This is a genomic window from Embleya sp. NBC_00896, assembly GCF_045207785.1.
Taxonomy (GTDB): domain Bacteria; phylum Actinomycetota; class Actinomycetes; order Streptomycetales; family Streptomycetaceae; genus Embleya.
Genome location: NZ_CP108776.1, coordinates 4,027,329 through 4,047,525, shown reverse-complemented (window position 1 = coordinate 4,047,525; position 20,197 = coordinate 4,027,329). Strand labels below are relative to the sequence as shown.

Here is a 20,197-nt window from a genome sequence, read left to right as displayed (position 1 = left end):
GCCGTCTGCTCGGCCGACCACCGACGATCCGTCACCACCCTGCCGGGGCCCGGGCCTGACTCCCGGCCCCGGCGGGCTGTGACGCTCCAAGACGGTGGTTCTCGACCATGGCGCCGTTCAAGGCTGCGTTCAAGGTTGTATTCAAGGCTGTGGCAGGTGTTCAGCCGGCGACCCGAAACTCCTCGTCTCCGTGGATGTCCCGCTCGTACTCCTCACGCGCGGTCTCCAACAGTCGACGCCACGAGGTGATCAGCGGCCGGCGGCGCAGCAGCGCGCGCCGCTCCCGCTCGGTCATGCCGCCCCAGACGCCGAACTCCACTCGATTGTCCAGCGCGTCCGCCAGGCATTCGGTGCGAACCGGACATCCGGTGCACACTGCCTTGGCTCGATTCTGCGCCGCCCCCTGCACGAACAGCTCATCCGGATCGGTACTCCGGCAGGCGGCCTGCGTGCTCCAGTCGGTAACCCAGCTCATGCTGGTGCCGTCCTCTCCCGATTTTCGAGGCTCCCCCAACGGCGGCGATGGGAATTCCCGTCGCCAAGCAGGACGGTACGAAACCCTGGGCACGCGCAACAGCCCCTTCACGGGCAGTCATCGATGGCCCGGAAGGACTATGCGCAAATATGGACCCACCCGTCCGGGTGAATGCTCTTGCGTTTCCGGTCGCGGCCTCACTCAGATGGAGGCATGTCGTCGGCGGCTCGCCGGCACGGAACACGGTGCCGGGAATGCGACATTCGGCCACATTCACTCCAAAGAGTGAAATGCGCGGTGACAGCATTCCCACGGCTGCACGGCAAGCTTAGGCGAAGTCCCTTGTCCGTGCGCGGTGTTTCGGCACGTAGGGTGTCGTCCATGGCCCGAACTTCCTCCGGCTCGGCCCGTCCGAAACGCGGCCCGTCCCGCCCCCGATCCCCGCTGGGCTTCGTGGGCCGGTTCGCCGCCTTCGTGGGTGCGAGCATCCTCGCCGGCGCCCTGGTCGCGGGAATCGCGCTGCCGTTCGTGGGCGGCTTCGGCCTGACCGCGAAGGCGGCGTCGGAAAACTTCGACGACCTGCCCGGCGACCTGGCCCAGCCGTTCCTGTCGCAGCCGTCGTACATCCTGGACTCCGAGGGCAACCAACTCGCGATGGTCTACGACCGGTATCGCATCCTGGTGAACTTCGACCAGATCTCGCCGATCATGCGTCAGGCGATCGTGGCGATCGAGGACTCGCGCTTCTACGAGCACGGTCCGATCGACCTCAAGGGCACCCTGCGCGCCCTGATGCGCAATCAGCAGTCGGGCACCGGAACCAAGCAGGGCGGTTCCAGTCTCACCCAGCAGTACGTGAAGAACATCTTCGTGGAGGAGGCCGGCGACGACCCGGCCAAGGTGGCCAAGGCCCAGGCCCAGGAGATCTCCCGCAAGATCAAGGAACTGAAGTACGCGATCGGCCTGGAACAGCAGCTGTCCAAGGACGAGATCCTGACCAGGTATCTCAACATCACCTTCTTCGGCCGCCAGGCGTACGGCGTCGAGGCCGCGTCGCAGCGTTACTTCAGCAAGCACGCCAAGGACCTGACCCTGCCCGAGGCGGCCACCCTGGCCGGCGTCGTGCAGGCTCCTTCGGCGTTCGACCCGATCGGCTACCCGAAGGCCGCCCGGGACCGCCGCAACATCGTGTTGCAGCGGATGGCAGAGGTGAACGTCATCTCGCAGGCCGAGGCCGACGGGGCCAAGGCCACCGAACTCAACCTGAAGACCCAGCCGCTGCCCAACGGCTGCATCACCGCCGACCAGATCGACGGCGCGGCGTTCTTCTGCGACTACGTCGAACGGGTGGTCAAGAACGACACGGCGTTCGGCAAGACGAAGGAAGAGCGCAACCAGTTGTGGCGCGAGGGTGGTCTGCGGATCACCACCACGTTGGACCGAAAGGCCCAGAAGGCGGCCTACTCCGCCGCAACCAAGGGCGTACTCCAAAAGGATCCGGTCGCGGACGCCGTCGTGATGGTCGAACCCGGCAGCGGGAAGATCAAGGCGATGGCCCAGAGCCGGCCCTACGGATTCGGCGACTACGAGACGACCCTCAACTACTCGGTCGACCACTCGATGGGCGGCTCGACCTTCGGTTTCCAGACCGGCTCGACGTTCAAGCCGATCACCGCCGCGGCGGCGCTGGAAAGCGGCATGGAGGTCGATCAGGAATACTCCACCGGCTACGAGATCGACATGCGGAAGGAGAAGTTCCGCACGTGCGGTGACACCGCTCGCGACCCCAACTACAAGCCGGTCAACGAGAGCCGCTCGGAAACCGGCACGTGGAACATGCAGACCGCGCTGGAGAAGTCGATCAACACCTACTTCGTCCTGTTGTCCAAGGACGTGGGACTGTGTCCGATCGCGACGCTGGCCGACCAGATGGGCGTACACCAGGGCAACGGCAAGCCGCTGGTGCAGGTCCCGAGCATGACGCTCGGTGCCAACGCGATCGCCCCGCTGAACATGGCCGCCGCCTACGCGGGCTTCGCCGCGCGCGGCGTGTACTGCTCGCCGGTCGCGGTCACCGAGGTGGCCAAGCTCGACGGCACGAAGCTGCCCGTCCCCCAGGCGGGCTGCAAGCAGGTCATGAAGCAGTCCACCGCCGACACGATCAACACCCTGCTCAAGGGCGTGGTCGAGGACGGCACCGGCACCAAGGCCGGCCTGAGCGACCGGGACAACGCGGGCAAGACCGGCACCACCAACGAGCGCAAGGCGGCCTGGTTCGTCGGCTACACGCCGAACCTGTCCACCGCGGTCTGGGTCGGCGGTGCCAAGGACGACGTCGAGATGGTCAACATCCGGATCGCCGGCAAGACCTACGCCAAGGTCTACGGCGGCGAGGTCCCCGGACCGATCTGGAAGAGCGCCATGACCGGCGCCCTCAAGGGCATGGACGATCCGGACTTCGTCGACCCGCCCGCGGGCACGATTCCGGCCAAGCCGGATCCGAACAAGAAGCCGGACGACAAGCCCAATCCCCGCGGCGAGAATCGGCCGCCGACCGGGGGCGGCGGCAACACCAAGCCGCCGACGACCCCGCCGACGACGCCGAGCACCCCGCCACCCGGGGGCGGCGGCAACACCAAGCCACCGCACACGCCGCGGCCGCCGTGGACCACTCCGCCGTGGATCGATGGCTGAGGACGCACGAGGCGGGACGGAACCGGCATCGCCCGGATCCTGACGCAGACGCCGATGGCGGTGCCCCCCGATCGGGGGGCACCGCCATCGGCGTTTCGTACGGTGTCGGACGGCGGTGTGTCGGACAGCGGTGCGTCGGACGGCCGTGCGTCGGACGGCGGTGCGTCAGACGCCGAGCTGGGCCTTGATCTCGGCGGCGATCCGGCCGCCCTCGGCCTTGTCCCCGACCTTGGGCCGGACGACCTTCATGACCTGGCCCATCGCCTGCGGACCGCTCGCCCCGGTGGCCGCGATCGCGTCGGCGACGATCACCTTGAGCTCGTCGTCGGACAGCTGCGCCGGCAGGTAGGCCGCGAGGACCTCGCCCTCGGCGCGCTCGCGGGCGGCGGACTCGGGCCGGCCGCCGTTCTCGAAGGCCTCGGCGGCCTCGCGACGCTTCTTCGCCTCGCGCACGATGACCTTGACGACCTCGTCGTCGGACAGCTCGCGGGCCGTCTTGCCCGCGACCTCCTCGTTGGTGATCGCGGTCAGGGTGAGGCGCAGCGTGGAGGAGACCAGTTCGTCGCGGGACCGGATGGCCGCGGTGAGGTCGCTCTGCAAACGGCTCTTGAAGGGGCTCATGCGCTCAAGTGTCGCAGCCGTCGGGCCCACCACCCCACCCAATTACCCGGTGGCCGGGCGCCGCGAGTGCGCCCGCGCACACACGAGTGCGATCACGAGACTGCCGACGGCCGGCCGGCTCTGCCAGCATGGAGGGATGCGACCGCGTTCAGCCATCCCCCTTGCCGTTGCCGCCACCGGGGCAGCCTGCCTCACTTATGCGGCGGCCTATGAGGCCCGTTCGTTCCGTCTGCGCCGGGTCGAGGTGCCGGTGCTGCCGCGCGGTGCCCGACCGGTGCGGATCCTGCAGGTGTCCGACATCCACATGGTTTCCGGCCAGCGCCGCAAGCAGGAGTGGCTGCGCCGGCTCGACGCGCTGCATCCCGACTTCGTGCTGAACACCGGCGACAACCTGTCCGACCCGGAGGCGGTGCCGGAGACGCTCGACGCGCTCGGCCCGCTGATGGCGCGGCCCGGGGCGTACGTGTTCGGCTCCAACGACTACTACGGCCCCCGGCCCAAGGACCCCACGAGCTACCTGCGCCGCGACGACGGCACCCGCCGGCTCGGCCGGGAGAACCCGTGGACCGACCTGCGCGACGGCTTCGACGCGGCGGGCTGGGAGAACCTGAACAACGCGCGCGGGCGGCTCAAGGTGGAGGGCCTGGAGATCGAGCTGGTCGGCCTGGACGACCCGCACATCGACCGGGACCGCTACGAGCAGGTGGCCGGCGGCCCGGACCCGGCCGCCGACGTCTCGCTCGCCGTCGTCCACGCGCCGTACCTGCGCGCGCTCGACGCGTTCACCGCCGAGGGCTACCCGCTCGTGATCGCCGGCCACACGCACGGCGGCCAGGTGTGCGTCCCGTTCTACGGCGCCCTCGCCACGAACTGCGACCTGGACCGCAAGCGCGCCAAGGGCCTCTCCAGGCACGTCTCGGCCGAGCGCGAGGCGTACCTGCACGTCTCCGCGGGCTGCGGCACCTCGCGCTACGCCCGCTTCCGCTTCGCGTGCCCCCCGGAGGCCACCCTGCTGACCCTGACACCCCGTCAGTCCCCCGGCAGCACCGCCGCCCCCACCCCGCGATAACCGGATTTCGCCTCAGGCCCCCGACCCGCTAAGCTGAACGCGCAGCATCGGGGTGTGGCGCAGCTTGGTAGCGCGCTTCGTTCGGGACGAAGAGGCCGTGGGTTCAAATCCCGCCACCCCGACCAGCAGGTCAAAGGCTCTATCGGATGATTCCGATGGGGCCTTTGGCGCGTTACCGGCACGAAAGTACAGCAACCACTCCGGTTGCCCGTAACCTCCATCGACCGCCAGGTCGAGTGGCCCGCCCTCGGTGGCAACCAACGCCGGCAAAATACGCGCTGGGTTACGGCCGCTCCCGGGCCCGGTTCTTCGAGGTCAGGGCCGTCGTAGTCCTCCCGAGCGCGCGTTCGATGAGCTCTCTGGCGTGCGCGTCCTGGCCGACGATGCACTTGACGTGGAACCGCGGCAGCAAGGTCACCGACTGGCCGGCCCACTCCGCGACCTGCGTTCGGGGCGCTCCGGCGTTGAGCCACGTGGACGCAGGCGCGTGTCGCAGATCGTACGGACGTGCCGCGAGCGAGGGATGCGACCCGCGTTCCGGTGAGCGCTGCTCGACGCGCCGTGGGCCGGCTTCGCCGGCGAGTCGGAGCGGGCCGCCTGACGCGCGGAGCCCCGCGGTGTGGGTCGGCGGGGTGGGCTCGGGCGTGCGAGTGCCGGGCCCGTGGGCCCGGCACTCGCACGTGCGGTAGGTCGGTTACTGGGTGGATATCGCCCGCAGGACCGGGATCTTGGCGGCCTTGGCGGCCGGGCGGGCGCCGGCAAGCAGGCCGCCCAGGGCGCCCACCGTGATCAACAGGGCCAGTTGCAGGGTCGGGATCTCGAACGGCAGGGCCGCTCCGGTGTTGCCCGAACCGATCGCCCGGATCGTCGTCCAGCCCAGGAACAGGCCGATCACGAGCCCGGTCACGGCGCCGATCGTGGCCACAAGGGTGGACTCCCAGCGCAGCGCCGACCGCACCTGGGCCCGAGCCGCACCGATCGCCCGCAACAGGCCCAGCTCACGGGTGCGTTCGTAGGCCGCGAGCGAGAGCGTGTTGGCGATTCCACCGAGCGCGATCACCAACGCGAGCGCGAGCAGTACGTAGACCACGGCGACGAGCGTCTCCAACATCGCGCCCTGCGCCTTGACGAACCCTTCGCGGTCGCGCACCGGCGGGGCCCCGTACTCCTTGGCCAGGCCTTCGACCGCCGCCTTGACCTCGTCGATGGAGGCGCCCGGGGCGAGCCGCAGCACGGTCGCCGAGTCCAGGGCCGTGTCCGCGTGCGGTTCCCACGCCTGACGGTCGATCAGGTAGTCGCCGACCACGGCGGTGCGGTCGTACAATCCCGCCACCGTGAACGTCTGCCGCGCGCCGTCGGGGAAGGTGACCTCGGCCGTCGAGCCGATCCGCCAACCCTGGTCCTTCGCCGTGTCGGCGGAGACCGCGATGTCGTTCGGGCTCAGCCCGCTCACCCGACCGGCGGTGACGTCGAGGTCGAACAGGCGGTCCAAGCGCGCGGATTCCACCGCGAGGACCTGTCGGCTGTGGCCGTCGACGAGCGCGTTCGCGCCGCGGATGCCACCGGCAACCTCGACCCCGGACACCTCGGCCACCTTGCGGCTGAGCTCGGGGCTGTGACCGCCACCGGCCCAGCCGCCCGGCGCCGATCCACCGATCACGATCTCGCCCGCGATCACCTCACGGGTCTGCTCACCCGAGCCCTGCTTGAGGGACGCGGCGAACACCGCGAAGATCGTGACGATCGCGATCCCGAGCACCATCGCGATCGCGGACCCCGCCGTCCGACGCGGGCTGCGCAGGAGGTTGCCCCGGGCCAGGGCGCCCGGTGCGCCCCGCAGTCGCGCCAGTGGCGCGGTGAGCGGACCACCGACCGCGCGGATGCCGGCCGGGGCGATCAGGACCACGCCCACGAGCACTGCCGGCGCCGCGATCGCCAGGCCCGTCAGGCCGCCGCCGGCGATGCCGACCGCGATGCCTGCGGCGAGCAGCACGGCCCCCGCGATCAGCCGACGCCGAGGCAGTTCGGCGCTCTCGGCGCCCGCACCGCGCAGCGCGGTGACCGGGGCGACCCGCGAGCCGCGCACGGCCGGCACGAGTGCCGCGAACGCCGTCACCAGGATGCCGACCGGCAGCACCGTGTAGGCGGTGGACGCCTTGAACGTCAGGCCCCGTGCGGGCAGTTCGACCCCAAGCGCGGTGAACAACTCCTTGAGCCCCGCCGCCAGACCCAGCCCCGCCGCCAGACCGGCGACGGACGCGGTCACCCCGATCACGAGCGCCTCGATCAGCGCCTGGCGCAGCACCTGTCCGCGCCCGGCGCCCAGTGCCCGCATCAACGCGACCTCACGGGTGCGCTGCGCGGCGACCACCGAGAACGTGTGGTTGATCGAGAAGGCCGCGACGACGAGTGCGATCACGGCGAAGACGGTCAGGAACGTGCGGAAGATCTTCAGGAAGCCGTCCTCGACGGCGTCGACCGCCTCACCGGTGGCCTCGCTGCCGGGCAGTGCCTGCGTGTCGGCGGGCAGCGCCTGCTGGATGCGGGCGGCCAGTTCCCGTTGATCGGTGCCCGACACCGCCCGCACCGCGATGGTGGAGACCTTGCCCGGATCACGCAGCACGTGCTGCCGCGCGCCGTCCAGATCGAACGCGGTGTAGGAGCCGCCGCCGAAGGCGTCCTGGTCACCGAAGGTGGCGACGCCCACGATGGTCACCGGCACCGGTGTGGGGGTCAGGACCGTGACCCGGTCGCCGGGCTTCAGGTGCCCCTGCTTCGCGGTACCCCGGTCGATCACGACCTCGTCGGGGCCGGCGGGCGCCCGGCCGTCGGCGAGCCGATACGGGGTCAGTGCCGGGTCGGGGACCCAGTTGCCCGCCATCCGCGGACCGTTGCCGGTCAGCGCTTTGCCGTCCTTGCCGACGACCTGGCCGTAGCCCTGGATGATCGGCTCGGCGGCGGCGACGCCGGACACGGCCCGGACCCGGTCCACGAGCGAGGCGTCGATCCCGCCGCGCTGAGCGCCGGGGTCGTCGGTCACCGCGGTGGCGTTGCGCACCACCACATCGGTGCCGGCGCCGCTGTCGCGGATCAGGCCGCCGATGGAGGAACTCATCGTGTCGGCGAGCACGAGCGAGCCGGAGAGGAAGGCGGTGCCCAGGAGCACCGCCAGGACGAGTCCCACGAGCCGGCGCTTGCGGGCCCACAGGTTGGCGAGCGAGAGACGGATCAGCATCGTGTGTCACACCCCTCGGGCGCCGACACCGGCGGCCACGCGGTCGAATGCCTTCATTCGGTCCAGGACTCGATCGGACGTGGGGCTGTCCATGACGTCGGCGATGCGGCCGTCGGCCAGGAACACCACCGAGTCCGCGAAGCCGGCCGCGACCGGGTCGTGGGTGACCATCAGGACCGTCTGTCCCAACTCGTTCACCGCGTTCCTCAGCAGCGCGAGCACCTCGGAGCCCGAGCGCGAGTCGAGGTTGCCGGTCGGTTCGTCGGCCATCACGATCTCGGGCCGACCCACCAACGCCCGGGCCACCGCGACGCGCTGCTGCTGGCCGCCGGACAGCTCCCCGGGCCGGTGGTGCAGGCGAGTGTCCAACCCCACCGAGGTCACGATGCGGTCGAGCCAGTCGAGGTCGGGCTTGCGGCCCGCGAGGGAGGCGGGGAGCAGGATGTTCTCCAGCGCCGTCATCGTGGGCAGCAGGTTGAACGCCTGGAAGACGAAGCCGATCCGGTCCCGGCGCAGCCGGGTGAGTTGACGGTCGGTCAGCGAGCCGAGTTCGGTGTCGCCGAGGTAGACCTCTCCGGCCGAGACGTCGTCGAGTCCGGCGAGGCAGTGCAACAGCGTGGACTTGCCCGATCCGGAGGGACCCATGACGGCGGTGAACCGCCCCCGTTCGAATCCGATCGTGACGTCGTCCAGGGCACGCACAACGGTGTCGCCGTCGCCGTGCACTCGGGAGACCCGCACGGTCCGGGCCGCGTGGCGGTCACTGGGCATGGTGCTCGTGTTCATGACAGTCCTTGACGATCGAGGGGACGAGCGTGGGGAGTCAGCGCGCGGAGACGGTCTCGCGCACGGGGACCGCGCAGCCTTGACGCGGGCCGCGGGGCGGGTGCGTCTGCCGGACGGTTTGAAGAGGACAGGGCCGTGGCGGCGATCAGCGCGAGCAGTTACCGGGCGGCCGGCGCACTCGCGGGCCGCCACTCCCGGGACGCCCGCTCGTCGGCATCCGCCAGCCAGAACCAGACCGGCGGGAAGACCAGCTCGATCACGGTCAGCGCCACCTGGAACCAGTGCGGCCACCCGTGCACCGCCAGGGACAGCAGCCGCCCCACGCCGCCCAGCAGGAACACCGCCGCGAGCCACCGCACCACCTTCGCCGGGACGGGGTCCTGCCGGGCCGCCCACAGCCAGGCCAGCCCGTACCCGGCGAAGATCGCGCCCAAGAACCGGCCCAGGCTGTCCAGAGTGGGGCCGGCGTCGGCCTCGCCCGGAATCGCGGCATTGCCGCCGACCACGTGGAACAGCCCGATCGCCGTGCAGGCGAGGCCCATCACCCATGCGAACACCCGAAGTGCCTTGGCCATGACCCCACTTCACTTAATTGACGTGTGTCTACTTAGCTTCAGAGTAGCCTCCTTTAATAGACGCATGTCAAGTAGTAATCTGAGCGCATGCCGCCACGCCGACGTTTGCCCCCCGCCGACCGCCGTGCCCAGCTGCTCGCCGTCGGCGCCCGGCTCTTCTCCGCCGCCCCCTACGACGACGTGCTGATGGAGGACGTCGCCCGGCAGGCCGGTGTGTCCCGCGCCCTGCTCTACCAGCACTTCCCGAGCAAGCACGCCCTCTTCGCGGCGGTCTACCAGCAGGCGACCGACCGGCTGCTGGAGGCGACCACGCTCGACCCCGGCGCCACATTCGTCGAGCAGCTCGCCCAGGGCCTGGACGCCCACCTCGACTACTTCATCACCAACCGCCACGCCGTCCTGGCCGCGAACCGGGTGCTGGCGGGCGACCCTGTCATCCAGACGATCATGACGGACGAACTCGACGCCCTGCGCTCACGCTTCCTCGGTGTGCTCCCGCTCGCCGAGGAACGCACGCACGCCGCGGTCTCCGCGACACTGAAGGCCTGGCTCGTGTTCGTCCAAGTGCTGTGCGTGGACTGGCTCACACGCGAGACCTGCACCCGCACCGAGCTGCGGGACACCTGCATCGGCGCGGCGATCGGCGCCCTGCGGCCCCTGCTCTCCGAGGACCCCGCCCCGGACTGGCCGCCCGCCCTGCCCGCCTGAACCGGCCCCGACCGGCGAGACCGGCGGGCCCAGCCAGGCCCGCGACCCGCCGAGAAAGGCCGGCACCACATGTCCGTCGACCAGACGTGTCCCGGCTGTTCGCTGTATGGCCCGGCGAGTGGGCAAGCCACCTGTTCGTCTCCGCAGTCGAGCCAGTCATGACAGTCCTTGACGATCGAGGGGACGAGCGTCGGGAGTCAGCGCGCGGAGACGGTCTCGCGCACGGGGGCTGCGGCCTTGACGCGGGCCGCGGGGCGGGGGCGCCGGCCGGAGGGCTTGAAGACGGACAGGGCCGTGGCGGCGATCAGCGCGAGCAGTTGGAAGGCCACCACCGCCATGTGCCAGTTCTGCAGGGCGGGCAGCGCATCCGCGTTGCCACCGGGGCCGGAGGCGCTCATGAGGCGGTGCACGAACTGGCTGACGACCGCGCCGCCGCTGATGAGCACCGCGAACAGCAGCACGATCTTGACCTTGATCCAGAGGTGCTGCCACAGCCCCCATGGCGTGAATACGCACAGCAGGACACCGGTGAGCAGCGACAGCACCCCGAACGGAATGCCACCGGCGAAGGCGAGCAGGCGCAACACACTGTAGGCGCTGTGTCGCAGCGTGGGGTCGTCCGTCGTCCGGGCCAGTCCGGCGATCAGCATCATGGTCCACTCGACGCCCAGCATGCCGACGGCGAAGACCACGTGCCCGGCGTTGACGGCCCGGCGCACGGGGCGCGAGAAGCGGCGGGTACTCGGCGCGGGAGTCGTGGTCACGATTGCCTCCGAAGCAACGGATCGAACGCGCGGGCGGGGACGGGCCGAACGATCCGGACCGTGTCGGCGAGGCGCGGATCCGGCTGCGATCTCGGCCTCGTCGACGGGTTCAACTCTCGCGATTTCCGGCCCGCCGGGCGTCCCGCCGGGAGATGCTCCGGGAGTGCTCCCGGAGCAGGTCGAAGACCTCCGTGAGACGCGTTCGTCTGCTCCCCGGGGAGGTGGCGACCTGCTCCCCCGGAAGCAGCCACCGCGCGAACCCCCGCACGTCCTGCGGTCGGGCACACGCAGTGGCGTTCACCTTGAGGTGGCCTTGACCTGAGTCGGCCCACCTGAGATGGCTTCGATCCGACCCGCGCGACGCACCGAATACCAGCCGGCCTCGGTGTGCCAAACGCTTGCGAACCGGGTTCTCGCCGGCCGGCGGGCCCTACCTCACCGGGCTGCTGGTCGCGGCGGGCTGCGATCGAACGGGCGGACTTTGACCGCCGCGCGATGAGGTTCGGCTGGTTTCCCTCGAACGGAGCAAGGGCCCCCGTCAGCTCATGGGTAGACCCCAATCGGAGCCGAGATCCAGGAGCAACCGGCCGTGGGACAGGGGGACCTACAAGCCAGGGTCAGCTCGTGGATCACGGACAAGCAGGCGCCGGCCAACGGGCCGGCCGCCCACGGGGCCATCCGGCTAGCCGGCGGCCACTCACCCGACCGGCCTGCAAGAGCCGACGTATTCATGCCAAGTTGCGGGGATGGGCCCGTGGCAGGATCTCCGAGGAACGGTGAATCCCCGGGCGGCGCCGGGTGACCGAGCGCCCCGGGGGCCAAAGACGCAGAGGAGCAGGATGGAACCCCGCAGCGCGGCAGCCATGGGCCAGGAATTCCCGTACACCCGTAAGACCCTGTGCTACATCGAGATATCCGAGAACGGCACGGTCACCCACGGCACGGACGCCGGCACCTACGAGCGGGCCCGGAGCGGGAAGTCCCGGCTGTTCGCAGTGTGGCCCGGCGAGTGGGCGAGCCACTTGTTCGTCATCGACGACCTCGACGAGTACGCCCGCGCCCACGGCCTCGTCCACGACCCGGAACGCACCGGACTCGCCGATCACGAGCACACGGCGCGATGGGAACTCGACCCCTCCGAGAAGAAGCCCATGGGCAGCTACATCACCATCCGCGTCCACCTCGACTGCGGCTGCAGCATCCGCGACCTCGACGCCTTCGCCAAACAGATGCGAGACCAGCAGGGGTGGGACATCGCCACGACCGGCGGTTGGGGAGGAAGCAGCACGGCCGGGACCTACATGCGTGCACGCCGCAAGAGCCTGACCTCGTAACAGTGCTTGCGCAGGCCCTGTTGTGCAGCAGCAAAGTACAGCAACCACGCCCCCCAGCAGTGACCGTCAACGAACCTGGCACTACCTCTGACCTGCGCAGATGGCCCCAGCAACCCGCCTGCCCATGATTCGGGACGAAGAGGCCGTGGGTTCAAATCCCGCCACCCCGACCAGCAGGTCAGAGGCCTTATCGGAGAAATCCGGTAGGGCCTCTGGTGCGTTTCCTGCACGAAAATACAGCGCACGCTGGTCGCCGGCGGCATTCATCTACCGGCCGCCGACCCAGCCGACCGGCACTGCGCTCGATCCGCTTGGGTCGCGTCAGTTCTCATAGTGGTAGCGGCACTGAGCGATCAGGACGGTGTCCTCGGTGGCCTTGTAGATCAGTCGGTGCTCGTCGTTGATACGGCGCGACCAGTAGCCCTGGAACCCGTGCTTGAGTGGTTCCGGTTTGCCGATCCCCTCGTTGCCGCTCCGGGAGATGTCCGCGATAAGTGTGTTGATGCGCTTCAGGATCTTTCGGTCCTGAAGCTGCCACCACAGGTAGTCGTCCCAGGCGCGGGAGGAGAACGTGATCTTCATGCGCCGGCCCTCATTCGTCGGTCGTCAGCTCACGTACGGTGCCGCCGCCGTTTTCCAATTCGTCGATGGACGCGAGCAGGCGCCGGGCGTTCGCGGGGCTTCGCAACAGGTAGGCCGTCTCCTTCAGGGACTCGTAGTCCTCAAGGGAGACGATGACGACCGGGTCATGTCCGGCTCGGGTGATGACAACCTCTTCGCGGTCGTCGTTGACGGAGTTAAGAACCTCGGCGTACCGCGCGCGAGACTCCGAATACGTCATAGTCTTCATAGCCGACCCTCCTTGATGTACAAGAAACTGTACGTCGCATTTGGTGACGCGGCAAGTCCCCGAACGACGCCTGCGGCCGGGCGCCGCAGATGCATGATCCGCGCTTGACACACGGCTCCGACGACTGCTCCAACCCGCACGTTTCCAGGGTTCAACCCTTGCCACCCGATGCCTGGGGTCAACGTGAGGCCATGCTTGGCGCCGCCTCCCGCTACACGGGGTCGGTCCGTCCGAAGAAGGAACCCGAAGCGGACGAGATGTCACGCAGCAACATGTCGAGCAGGACATTGAGGCTGCGATTCTCGGCGAGCGCGGCGCGCGCTCTGTCATGCAAGGGCTTCGCAACCCGGAAGAATTGCCGGCGTACGTCCGGGCCAGGCCAGGCGACGTGCAACCGTGAAAAGGCCCGTCGAGTGATCTCGCGCGCGTGACTACCTTGCGCAGCTTCCGGTAATTGAATGCTTCTGGAACGGAGTTCGTGCAAAAGCCACCACAGGTCCGTCGCGTCAACAGGGCGAACGGCAAGCATCCCTCGGCAAGGTGCGGTGGGTTCCAAGGCCACCGCCGTGCGTGCCTCACCCGGCCTGGGAGCCACCAGAATCGTGCCTGGCTCGCACACGACACCTGGATCGACACACTCTCGTCGGACGGTCTGGTCGATATACGGCAGTGACGCTTTGAAGATATCGGCAGGAGAGACCCGGGCGACGTCCACGCCGCCATCGTCCGGAAATGCCGGTGGGACGGATTTTCCGGTCCTCGCGTGGGTGACCTTACCGAAGGTGGTTGGCGTCCACGATTCGCGCTGTCGCGTCCAGGTGGCGTAGTGAGCGTCTGCCAAAGCGATCGCTGTGGCGACGATCTGATGGTTGAGCTCGACCTTTCTCGCTATCAGGGTGACCAGTTCGTGGATCGCCCTGATCTGCTCTGGTGGCGGGAAAGCCACTCGCATCTTGCGCAGTGCGTCGAGGCTCAGCGTGGGCTCGACGTGCGCGGAAACCTGCTGATTGATCCAGCCTTGGCCCGCAGGGGTCCGGAACCAGATTCGCAGCCAGTGGGTGATATCGGGGTCCTGGGACCTGACGATGCCTACCGCCCGCGTGGCGATCCATCCCTTGTGTTGTTCGGTGACAAGTGCGGCGTCGCCGACCCGGCGGACCAACACGACCACCAGATCGCCCTCCTGTAGCGCCGCCCGCGTGTCCTTCGGACCGGCCGCACCGATGCGACCGGGCTGGGACGTCGTGATCCGTCCGTCACGAATGTCGCCTGCCCGGACGATCCCCTGGTGGTCGGGTAGGTTCTCGTCGAGGGTCCCGTAGGTGATCTTCAGATCCGCGAGGTCGGCGACCGTGACCATCTTCCAGGCGTGGTGCCGTCCTGGACGGGCCGGGTTATTTGCTGCGAGGTTGGGCATCAGAGGCCATCCAGGATGTGTCGCAAGTCGCGCTCCAGCGCATGTGCCTCGTCGAATCTGGAGTACAGCTCTTCGGTGAGTTCTTCGACGAGTTGCCGCTCCACCACCCCCTCGGCGGCGGGTTCGGCGGTGTACAGAGTGGGCAGCAGATCATGCTCGTGGACGACGATCTCCTGACCGGACCCGGCATGGCACCACCCGATCTCGTCCTGATAGGCGGCATGCGGTTGTCCAGTCGTCGCCGATCCTCTCCAGGCGTCGAGAGTGTGCCGGATCTTCGCAACACCCTCCGGTGTCAGGCGCCGTTGCCGACGGCTGCCGGTGGTTTCGTACGCTTTGCGGGCATCGATGAACAGGACCATGTCACGGCGGTCACTCGGTCCCCATTCCACATGCGGACGCTTGTCCCGGTTCAGTACCCAGAGACAGCAGGAAATCCGGGTGTGGGGAAACAGGCCCGGGGGCAGCGCCACCACGCACTCGACGAGGTCGTCGCGGATCAGTTGTTCGCGAATTCTTCGATCGATCGGCCGCACCCCGGTAGCAGCGCCATCAGCCATCAGGATGGCTGCCCTGCCCTGCGGGGCCAGTGCGTGTGCAATATGCAAGATCCAGGCGTGGTTCGCGTTGTCACGAGGCGGGGGCGCGTCGTCCGGCCACCGTGGATCCCCCCGGCGCAGGGGCTCGGGACCCCACGGGGCCATGTTGAACGGAGGATTGGCAAGCACGATGTCGTAGGACGCGTTCGTAGGCTGGGCCAGGCTGTCCACAGGCAGCTCAAGGTGTGCTTCGACGCCGTGCACGGCAAGATTCATCTGCGCGATCTGAAGCGTGCCGGCGTGCAGGTCTTGCCCCGTGAGCGACAACTTCGCGTCAAGGCCTGTCCGTTCATACACGTGGCGAACGGAGTCGATCAGCAACCCCGCCGAGCCGCACACCGGATCGTAGATCCGATGGCCGTCCTGAGGCGCCACCAACGCCACCATCAGTCGCGCGACGCCTCGGGGGGTGAAGTAGTGTCCGCCCTTGGCCTGTGTGGCGGACATGTCCTGCAAGCACTGATCAAGAAGCTCTCCCAGGGCATCGGTTCGGTCGATCGCCTTGATCAGGCCACGGAGGTCGTCATCGACTGTCCCCGGGAGCCGAGGCACGAGATCCGGGTCCCCATCCGCTTCGTCTCGCGTAAGGCCGCGTGGCAGCCACTGGCGCAGACATAGCCGCACATCGGGTCCCACAGCCGCAGCATGAGCGGCTTGCGCAACGAGCCAGGACCACGAAGCCCTCCCCGACGCCACAGAACGATGGTCTCGCGCCTCGCATCGTAGGTAGATCAGGCCGATGACGGTTCGGTAGGCGTCATGTACGTTCAGTCGATCGCTGAGCCTGCGCGTCAACTGCCGGACTCGACGGGATACTTCATCCGGTCTTTCCACTCTCGCCCCAGGTGTCCATGTCCCCTGCCCCACGGGATGCCGATCGCCCACAGTCACACCAGCCCGATCGTGGACATGACCGTGAGGACAAGCGGCAGCGTAACGGCGAAGGCCGCAGCACCCATCTGAATCGCCACCGGCAGGTGTGCTCCACCGGCTGTACTCACAATCCCAGCCAACAGGGCCGCAATCACCGCTACCAAGGTCGCCACGATCACAAACAACAGCTTCCGCTTCATGCGCAACTCCATCTGCTTCGACACCTCATGCACCCCGAGAAGATCCACATGAGACCCGTTCAAGTCGTCACCACTTCCCTGAGTCGTACGAACCGTAGGTCCCGCGCAGAAGAGAGCACTTGGAGCACGCCTTTTGGGATTCTTCCTATGGCCCAAAAACAGCCCATTAAGCCCAAACGATGAGGGCACAAGGTTTGGGTTCTTCTCCATCGTCGCTTGGATACTCAACCGGCGGCCCAACGAACTGCCGCTCGGGGGCACAGACATCGATGCCGACATCCGAAAGCGCGACGGTAGTCGGGAGCCTCGATACCGGATGCAGGGGGTCTGCGAGATTTCGTGGTTCCCGTGGGCAGCGTTGGCGGCCCCGTCGAGGTCGGTCTGTCGGCTTCCCCGATCGGAATCAGACCCGACCACCGCCGGCGTCCTGTGCATGTTCCAACGGCCGCAGGCGGTACTACGTGCCGGCGTAGGCCTGGATGAGGCCGTACTTGCCGCTGGTGCGCCAGGGCTCCCCTGTGGTGTCCAGCCCGGCGACCACCGGTGCGTCGAGGCCAACGACGACGTCCGACTTCAACGTACGCAGGGCGGCCACCGGGGACGGGAAGTGCCTGACCCTCTCGGCGAACGGGGTTGTGGCATCCCAGAGTTGATCCCCGACGAGGCGGCGATAGTTGAGGTCGCCCTTGCTGATCGTCATCGTGGCGCCGGAGAGCTCTGCCCTGAGGTCGGCGGGCATGTCGTGGAACGGCAGCGGTGCACAGAAGAACTCGTGGGTGCGGACCATCAGGGTGCCGCCGTTCATCGCCTGCCACAGCCGTCGGCCGATCCGTCCCGCCTCCTGCCCCGGTGCGACGCGAAGGCGGTCGACGGTCGCAAGGACGTCGGTGGTGGTCGCGTCCGACACGTAGTAGGGGGAGGGCTTGACGTACAGGACGGCCTCGGCGGCCGGCCCGCTCGTGAGGAGATGGTCGACCAGGACGAGGTCGGGCAGCAGCTCCCGCCCGGCGTTGTCCGCGATGACACAGACCCTCGGGTTGCTCGCAGCAGCGAGCGCGGACCACAGGAGCGGGCTGTCGTCCGCGATCAGGGCGGGGGATTGGGCATCCCCGGCCGAGGCGGTGATGTCGAATGAGTTCAAATCCCACCACCCCGACCAGCAGGTCAAAGGCCCTATCGGATGATTCCGATGGGGCCTTTGGCGTATCGCGGGCGCGAAAGTACAGCAACTACTCCGGCTGCCGGCAACCTCCATCGACCGCCAGGTCGAGCGGCCCGCCTTCGGTGGCAATCGACGTCGGCCCGACCCACTTGCCGCCGAGCCTCCTGCCGACCTCCTTGTCTTCGCGCGGCACACCGCCCGGGGGAAACCCGCGGCACGTGCAGACCTTCCCGGGTCGGCGTGATGATCCTGGCGCGGAGGACCCGGTCCGCCGGTGCATGACGCGCTATGGCCAGTCTCCGGACCTTCTGCTCCTCGCGCCCCGTCCACGGGTTGACTGGCCATCAGAAACTTCGGCATCACAGTCCCCCGAGCAGCCGAAACGGCACTGCTGACTACTACTTGCGCGCTCAGAGCGGAACTCGGCTCTAGCGGAGGTGGTGCCGGTCCAGCCAGGCGGAGAGCGCTTTGGCGATCGATTCGGGCTGGTCCTCGGTGGCGTGGTGGCCGGCGGGGCCGATGTGCTCGACCCGGAGGGCGGCGATGTTGTCCCGGCACCAGGCGGCGACCGCAGGGGTGATGAGGAGGGTCTTTGCGGAGTCGAAGGTGAGCAGGAGCTTCGGGACGTCGTGGCTGTCGGCCAGCCAGGGGCCGTACGCCTCGATCCGGGCGGTCACGTCGGCGGGGTCGCCGTCGATCGGTAGGGAGCGGGTCCAGTTCAGCAGCGGGCGACGGCTCTCGCGGGTGAGGTACGGGGCCCGGTAGACCTCGATCTCCTCGTCGCCGAGAGGGTTGAGCACGCCCCCGGTGTAGGCCGCGTTCACCATGAAGTGCCCGTCGAGGACCAGGGACTCGCCCTCGTCGGTGCGGAGCTTCACGGAGCGAGCGCGGGCCTGATCGGAGAGTTCGGTCGAGGCGATCGGGCGGACGATCGTCTCGAAGAAGGCGAGGCCGCGCACCCGGTCCGGGTGTCGGGCCGCCCAGTCGAAGGCGAGCGAGCCGCCCCAGTCGTGGCCGACGAGCACGACCTCGTCCAGGCCGAGCGCGTCGAAGAACGCGTCCAGGTAGCGGGCGTGGTCGTCGAACCGGTAGTCGCTGACGGGCTTGCCCGAGCGGCCCATGCCGATCAGGTCGGGGGCGATCAGCCGGCCCTCTCCGACCAGGGGAAGGACGTTCCGCCACGCGTGGGAGGAGGAGGGGTTGCCGTGCAGGAAGACGACGGTGGCTCCGCTGCCGTGGACTTCGTAGTGGATGGTCGAGTCGAGAACGTCGATCGTGGGCATGAGGTGTTCCTTGTCCGAGCTGGGATGAGGGGGTTCAGGCGCCGGTCGGGATCGCGTCGGCGCGTTCCAGGACGATGCCGAGGGCACGGCCCGCGACGGCCGGGGCCTCGGCCGGCAGGTCGCCCCACAGCCCCTGGATGATCGGGCCGAGGGCGGTGCCGGTCATGATCCGACCCCCATTCGTTCGCCGAGTTAATGTTTATCTGCCGAACGTTTCCGGCGTGAACGAACCTATATCGTTAGTCCGACTAACGCAACGGCTACGATCACCGTCATGACCAGAGCCGAAGCAATGGACACTCCCGACCCCGAGAGGCGGACGCCGGGCGGGCTGCGCAAACGGGCGAGCCGGCTGCTGGCACAGCTATCCACGCAGTCGGATCGACTGGTCACCGAGGGCCTGGCCCGCCTCGACGCCCGCAAGTGGCACTACGCGGTGCTCGCCTCGTTGCAGGAGTACGGCCCGGGCAGCCAGGCGACGCTGAGCCGGCGCACCGGCATCTACCGCAGCGACATGGTCGGCGTCCTCAACGACCTGGCCGAACGCGACCTCGTCGAGCGCACACCGGATCCCAACGACCGTCGCCGCAACGTCATCACGATCACCGGCCAGGGCAACGGCCACCTCGTCCTCCTCGACCAAGCCCTCGACGATCTCCACGAGGAACTGCTCGCACCCCTGGCCCCCACCGAACGCGACCGGTTCGTCCAGCTGCTCACCCGCCTTCTGGACCACCACGCCCAGCGCCCGCCGCACCCCGACGCGACGGGCGCGGCACTAGTCAGGCGTGTGTGATGTGGTGATCAATCGGCTGCTTGCACGAGATCTTCGAGCCAGATCATCGAGGCGCGGAGTTCGAGGCCGGCGAGGTAGCCCTCGGGTGTCTTGTCGAAGCGTGTGGCGATGCCGCGCCAGTCCTTGAGTCGGCTGATCAGGCGCTCGACGGCGTTCCGTTCCTTGTAGAGCTCGGCGCCGCCGTGGCTGACCGGCCGCCCGCCCCGGCTGCCGTCGCATCGCGGCGTGGGCGCCTTCTTGTACCAGCGGAGCCTGGCGGGAAGCGTGCCGTTTTCCGGTTTCGGCGGCGCAGGAAAATCTGTTGTGGCGGTACTAGACATCGCGTCGTTTGGTGCATAGGTTTTCTCTCGTAGCCAAGCGAATCAGTGAGGCGCGACAGAGACGAACTGGCGCGCGTTGTTGAGGGTTCGACAGCAGAGTCCGGGACCGAGTTGTTCGGCGAGGGTTCCGGAGGCCGGCTGTCGGGCCGAGGAGAGACTGGGGCGGCCCACGGGGCCGCCGTGCAGGACCGCAGTTCGGCAGTACCTGCAGTTCGGTTGTACCCGCGGTGGCAGTACTCGTTGCACAACAGACAGGAGAGGAAGGAGCGAACGCCATCTGGATCGCCCGCTCGGCGCGGTGAGGTTTTCGGCCGGGTGGGATCCGTAGAGACGCCGGTACGAAAGGTGGTCCGCGGTCACGCAATTGCGATCCCCGCTTCCCCGATACTTCGGGCGGTTGCGGAACAAATAGGCCGACACGTCGGTGTCGGTGATG

19 protein-coding genes, 1 tRNA gene and 1 pseudogene are annotated in these 20,197 nt (G+C 68.5%); 6 read left to right on the top strand and 15 right to left on the bottom strand.

Going from position 1 to position 20,197, the window contains the following annotated elements; all coding sequences use genetic code 11:
* Window positions 1-160 precede the first annotated feature (160 nt).
* Window positions 161-475 carry a WhiB family transcriptional regulator gene (locus tag OG928_RS18465; protein WP_406285028.1) on the bottom strand — a complete coding sequence of 105 codons (315 nt, stop codon included), beginning with the start codon at window positions 473-475 and terminating at the stop codon, window positions 161-163.
* Between the two features lie 381 nt (window positions 476-856).
* Between OG928_RS18465 and OG928_RS18460 the strand changes: the two genes are divergently transcribed.
* Window positions 857-3,169 carry a transglycosylase domain-containing protein gene (locus OG928_RS18460; RefSeq protein WP_406285026.1) on the top strand — a complete coding sequence of 771 codons (2,313 nt, stop codon included), beginning with the start codon at window positions 857-859 and terminating at the stop codon, window positions 3,167-3,169.
* A gap of 165 nt (window positions 3,170-3,334) precedes the next feature.
* Here the strand turns inward: OG928_RS18460 and OG928_RS18455 are convergent, their stop codons facing one another.
* Entirely contained in the window at window positions 3,335-3,790 is a 456-nt protein-coding gene (locus tag OG928_RS18455) for a GatB/YqeY domain-containing protein (protein ID WP_406285024.1), read from the bottom strand.
* Window positions 3,791-3,926: 136 nt separating this feature from the next.
* On the opposite strand from OG928_RS18455, the gene OG928_RS18450 reads away from it, so the two are divergent.
* Together OG928_RS18450 and OG928_RS18445 are read left to right on the top strand one after the other, a co-directional pair.
* Window positions 3,927-4,859 carry a metallophosphoesterase gene (locus OG928_RS18450; protein ID WP_406285021.1) on the top strand — a complete coding sequence of 311 codons (933 nt, stop codon included), beginning with the start codon at window positions 3,927-3,929 and terminating at the stop codon, window positions 4,857-4,859.
* Between the two features lie 48 nt (window positions 4,860-4,907).
* Window positions 4,908-4,984, top strand: a tRNA-Pro gene (locus OG928_RS18445).
* A gap of 569 nt (window positions 4,985-5,553) precedes the next feature.
* On the opposite strand, the gene OG928_RS18440 is transcribed toward OG928_RS18445, so the two are convergent.
* The 3 genes from OG928_RS18440 to OG928_RS18430 all read right to left on the bottom strand — a co-directional run bounded on the left by OG928_RS18440 (window position 5,554) and on the right by OG928_RS18430 (window position 9,455).
* Complete coding sequence (locus OG928_RS18440; protein ID WP_406285019.1) at window positions 5,554-8,094, bottom strand: FtsX-like permease family protein; 2,541 nt, start codon at window positions 8,092-8,094, stop codon at window positions 5,554-5,556.
* A gap of 6 nt (window positions 8,095-8,100) precedes the next feature.
* A complete protein-coding gene (locus tag OG928_RS18435) occupies window positions 8,101-8,880 on the bottom strand; it encodes an ABC transporter ATP-binding protein (RefSeq protein ID WP_406285017.1) in 780 nt (259 codons plus the stop codon).
* Between the two features lie 158 nt (window positions 8,881-9,038).
* Window positions 9,039-9,455 carry a DUF4345 domain-containing protein gene (locus tag OG928_RS18430; RefSeq protein WP_406285016.1) on the bottom strand — a complete coding sequence of 139 codons (417 nt, stop codon included), beginning with the start codon at window positions 9,453-9,455 and terminating at the stop codon, window positions 9,039-9,041.
* A gap of 87 nt (window positions 9,456-9,542) precedes the next feature.
* On the opposite strand from OG928_RS18430, the gene OG928_RS18425 reads away from it, so the two are divergent.
* Window positions 9,543-10,163, top strand: coding sequence for a TetR/AcrR family transcriptional regulator (locus OG928_RS18425; protein WP_406285014.1), 621 nt, complete (start codon window positions 9,543-9,545; stop codon window positions 10,161-10,163).
* Between the two features lie 197 nt (window positions 10,164-10,360).
* Here the strand turns inward: OG928_RS18425 and OG928_RS18420 are convergent, their stop codons facing one another.
* Window positions 10,361-10,927, bottom strand: a complete 567-nt coding sequence (locus OG928_RS18420; protein ID WP_406285012.1) for a hypothetical protein — start codon at window positions 10,925-10,927, stop codon at window positions 10,361-10,363.
* 839 nt (window positions 10,928-11,766) lie between these two features.
* Between OG928_RS18420 and OG928_RS18415 the strand changes: the two genes are divergently transcribed.
* On the top strand, window positions 11,767-12,261 hold the full coding sequence (locus OG928_RS18415; protein WP_406285010.1) for a hypothetical protein: 495 nt from the start codon (window positions 11,767-11,769) through the stop codon (window positions 12,259-12,261).
* A 321-nt stretch (window positions 12,262-12,582) separates the two neighbouring features.
* Here the strand turns inward: OG928_RS18415 and OG928_RS18410 are convergent, their stop codons facing one another.
* From OG928_RS18410 to OG928_RS18375, 8 genes are all read right to left on the bottom strand, one after another.
* Window positions 12,583-12,843: a Txe/YoeB family addiction module toxin gene (locus OG928_RS18410; RefSeq protein WP_406285008.1), complete on the bottom strand. Its 261-nt coding sequence runs from the start codon at window positions 12,841-12,843 to the stop codon at window positions 12,583-12,585.
* 10 nt (window positions 12,844-12,853) lie between these two features.
* Window positions 12,854-13,111: a type II toxin-antitoxin system prevent-host-death family antitoxin gene (locus tag OG928_RS18405; protein ID WP_360316068.1), complete on the bottom strand. Its 258-nt coding sequence runs from the start codon at window positions 13,109-13,111 to the stop codon at window positions 12,854-12,856.
* A 211-nt stretch (window positions 13,112-13,322) separates the two neighbouring features.
* On the bottom strand, window positions 13,323-14,528 hold the full coding sequence (locus OG928_RS18400; RefSeq protein ID WP_406285006.1) for a hypothetical protein: 1,206 nt from the start codon (window positions 14,526-14,528) through the stop codon (window positions 13,323-13,325).
* A complete protein-coding gene (locus OG928_RS18395; protein ID WP_406285004.1) occupies window positions 14,528-15,763 on the bottom strand; it encodes an N-6 DNA methylase in 1,236 nt (411 codons plus the stop codon). Before OG928_RS18395 ends, OG928_RS18400 begins: the two co-directional genes overlap by 1 nt.
* A gap of 251 nt (window positions 15,764-16,014) precedes the next feature.
* The gene (locus OG928_RS18390; protein ID WP_406285001.1) at window positions 16,015-16,200 is read right to left on the bottom strand and encodes a hypothetical protein; all 186 of its coding nucleotides are present in this window, start codon (window positions 16,198-16,200) and stop codon (window positions 16,015-16,017) included.
* 457 nt (window positions 16,201-16,657) lie between these two features.
* Window positions 16,658-17,341 (bottom strand): damage-control phosphatase ARMT1 family protein, encoded by a 684-nt coding sequence (locus OG928_RS18385; protein ID WP_406284999.1) that lies wholly within the window; start codon window positions 17,339-17,341, stop codon window positions 16,658-16,660.
* Between the two features lie 449 nt (window positions 17,342-17,790).
* Window positions 17,791-18,732 (bottom strand): haloalkane dehalogenase, encoded by a 942-nt coding sequence (locus OG928_RS18380; protein ID WP_406284997.1) that lies wholly within the window; start codon window positions 18,730-18,732, stop codon window positions 17,791-17,793.
* Window positions 18,680-18,811: a hypothetical protein gene (locus tag OG928_RS18375; RefSeq protein WP_406284994.1), complete on the bottom strand. Its 132-nt coding sequence runs from the start codon at window positions 18,809-18,811 to the stop codon at window positions 18,680-18,682. The genes OG928_RS18380 and OG928_RS18375 overlap by 53 nt, the downstream gene beginning before the upstream one ends.
* 108 nt (window positions 18,812-18,919) lie before the next feature.
* On the opposite strand from OG928_RS18375, the gene OG928_RS18370 reads away from it, so the two are divergent.
* A complete protein-coding gene (locus OG928_RS18370; protein WP_406284992.1) occupies window positions 18,920-19,441 on the top strand; it encodes a MarR family winged helix-turn-helix transcriptional regulator in 522 nt (173 codons plus the stop codon).
* 8 nt (window positions 19,442-19,449) lie between these two features.
* Here OG928_RS18370 and OG928_RS18365 read toward each other — a convergent pair.
* Window positions 19,450-19,653 (bottom strand): annotated as a pseudogene (locus OG928_RS18365) (IS5/IS1182 family transposase); the annotation flags it as partial.
* Between the last annotated feature and the right edge of the window lie 544 nt (window positions 19,654-20,197).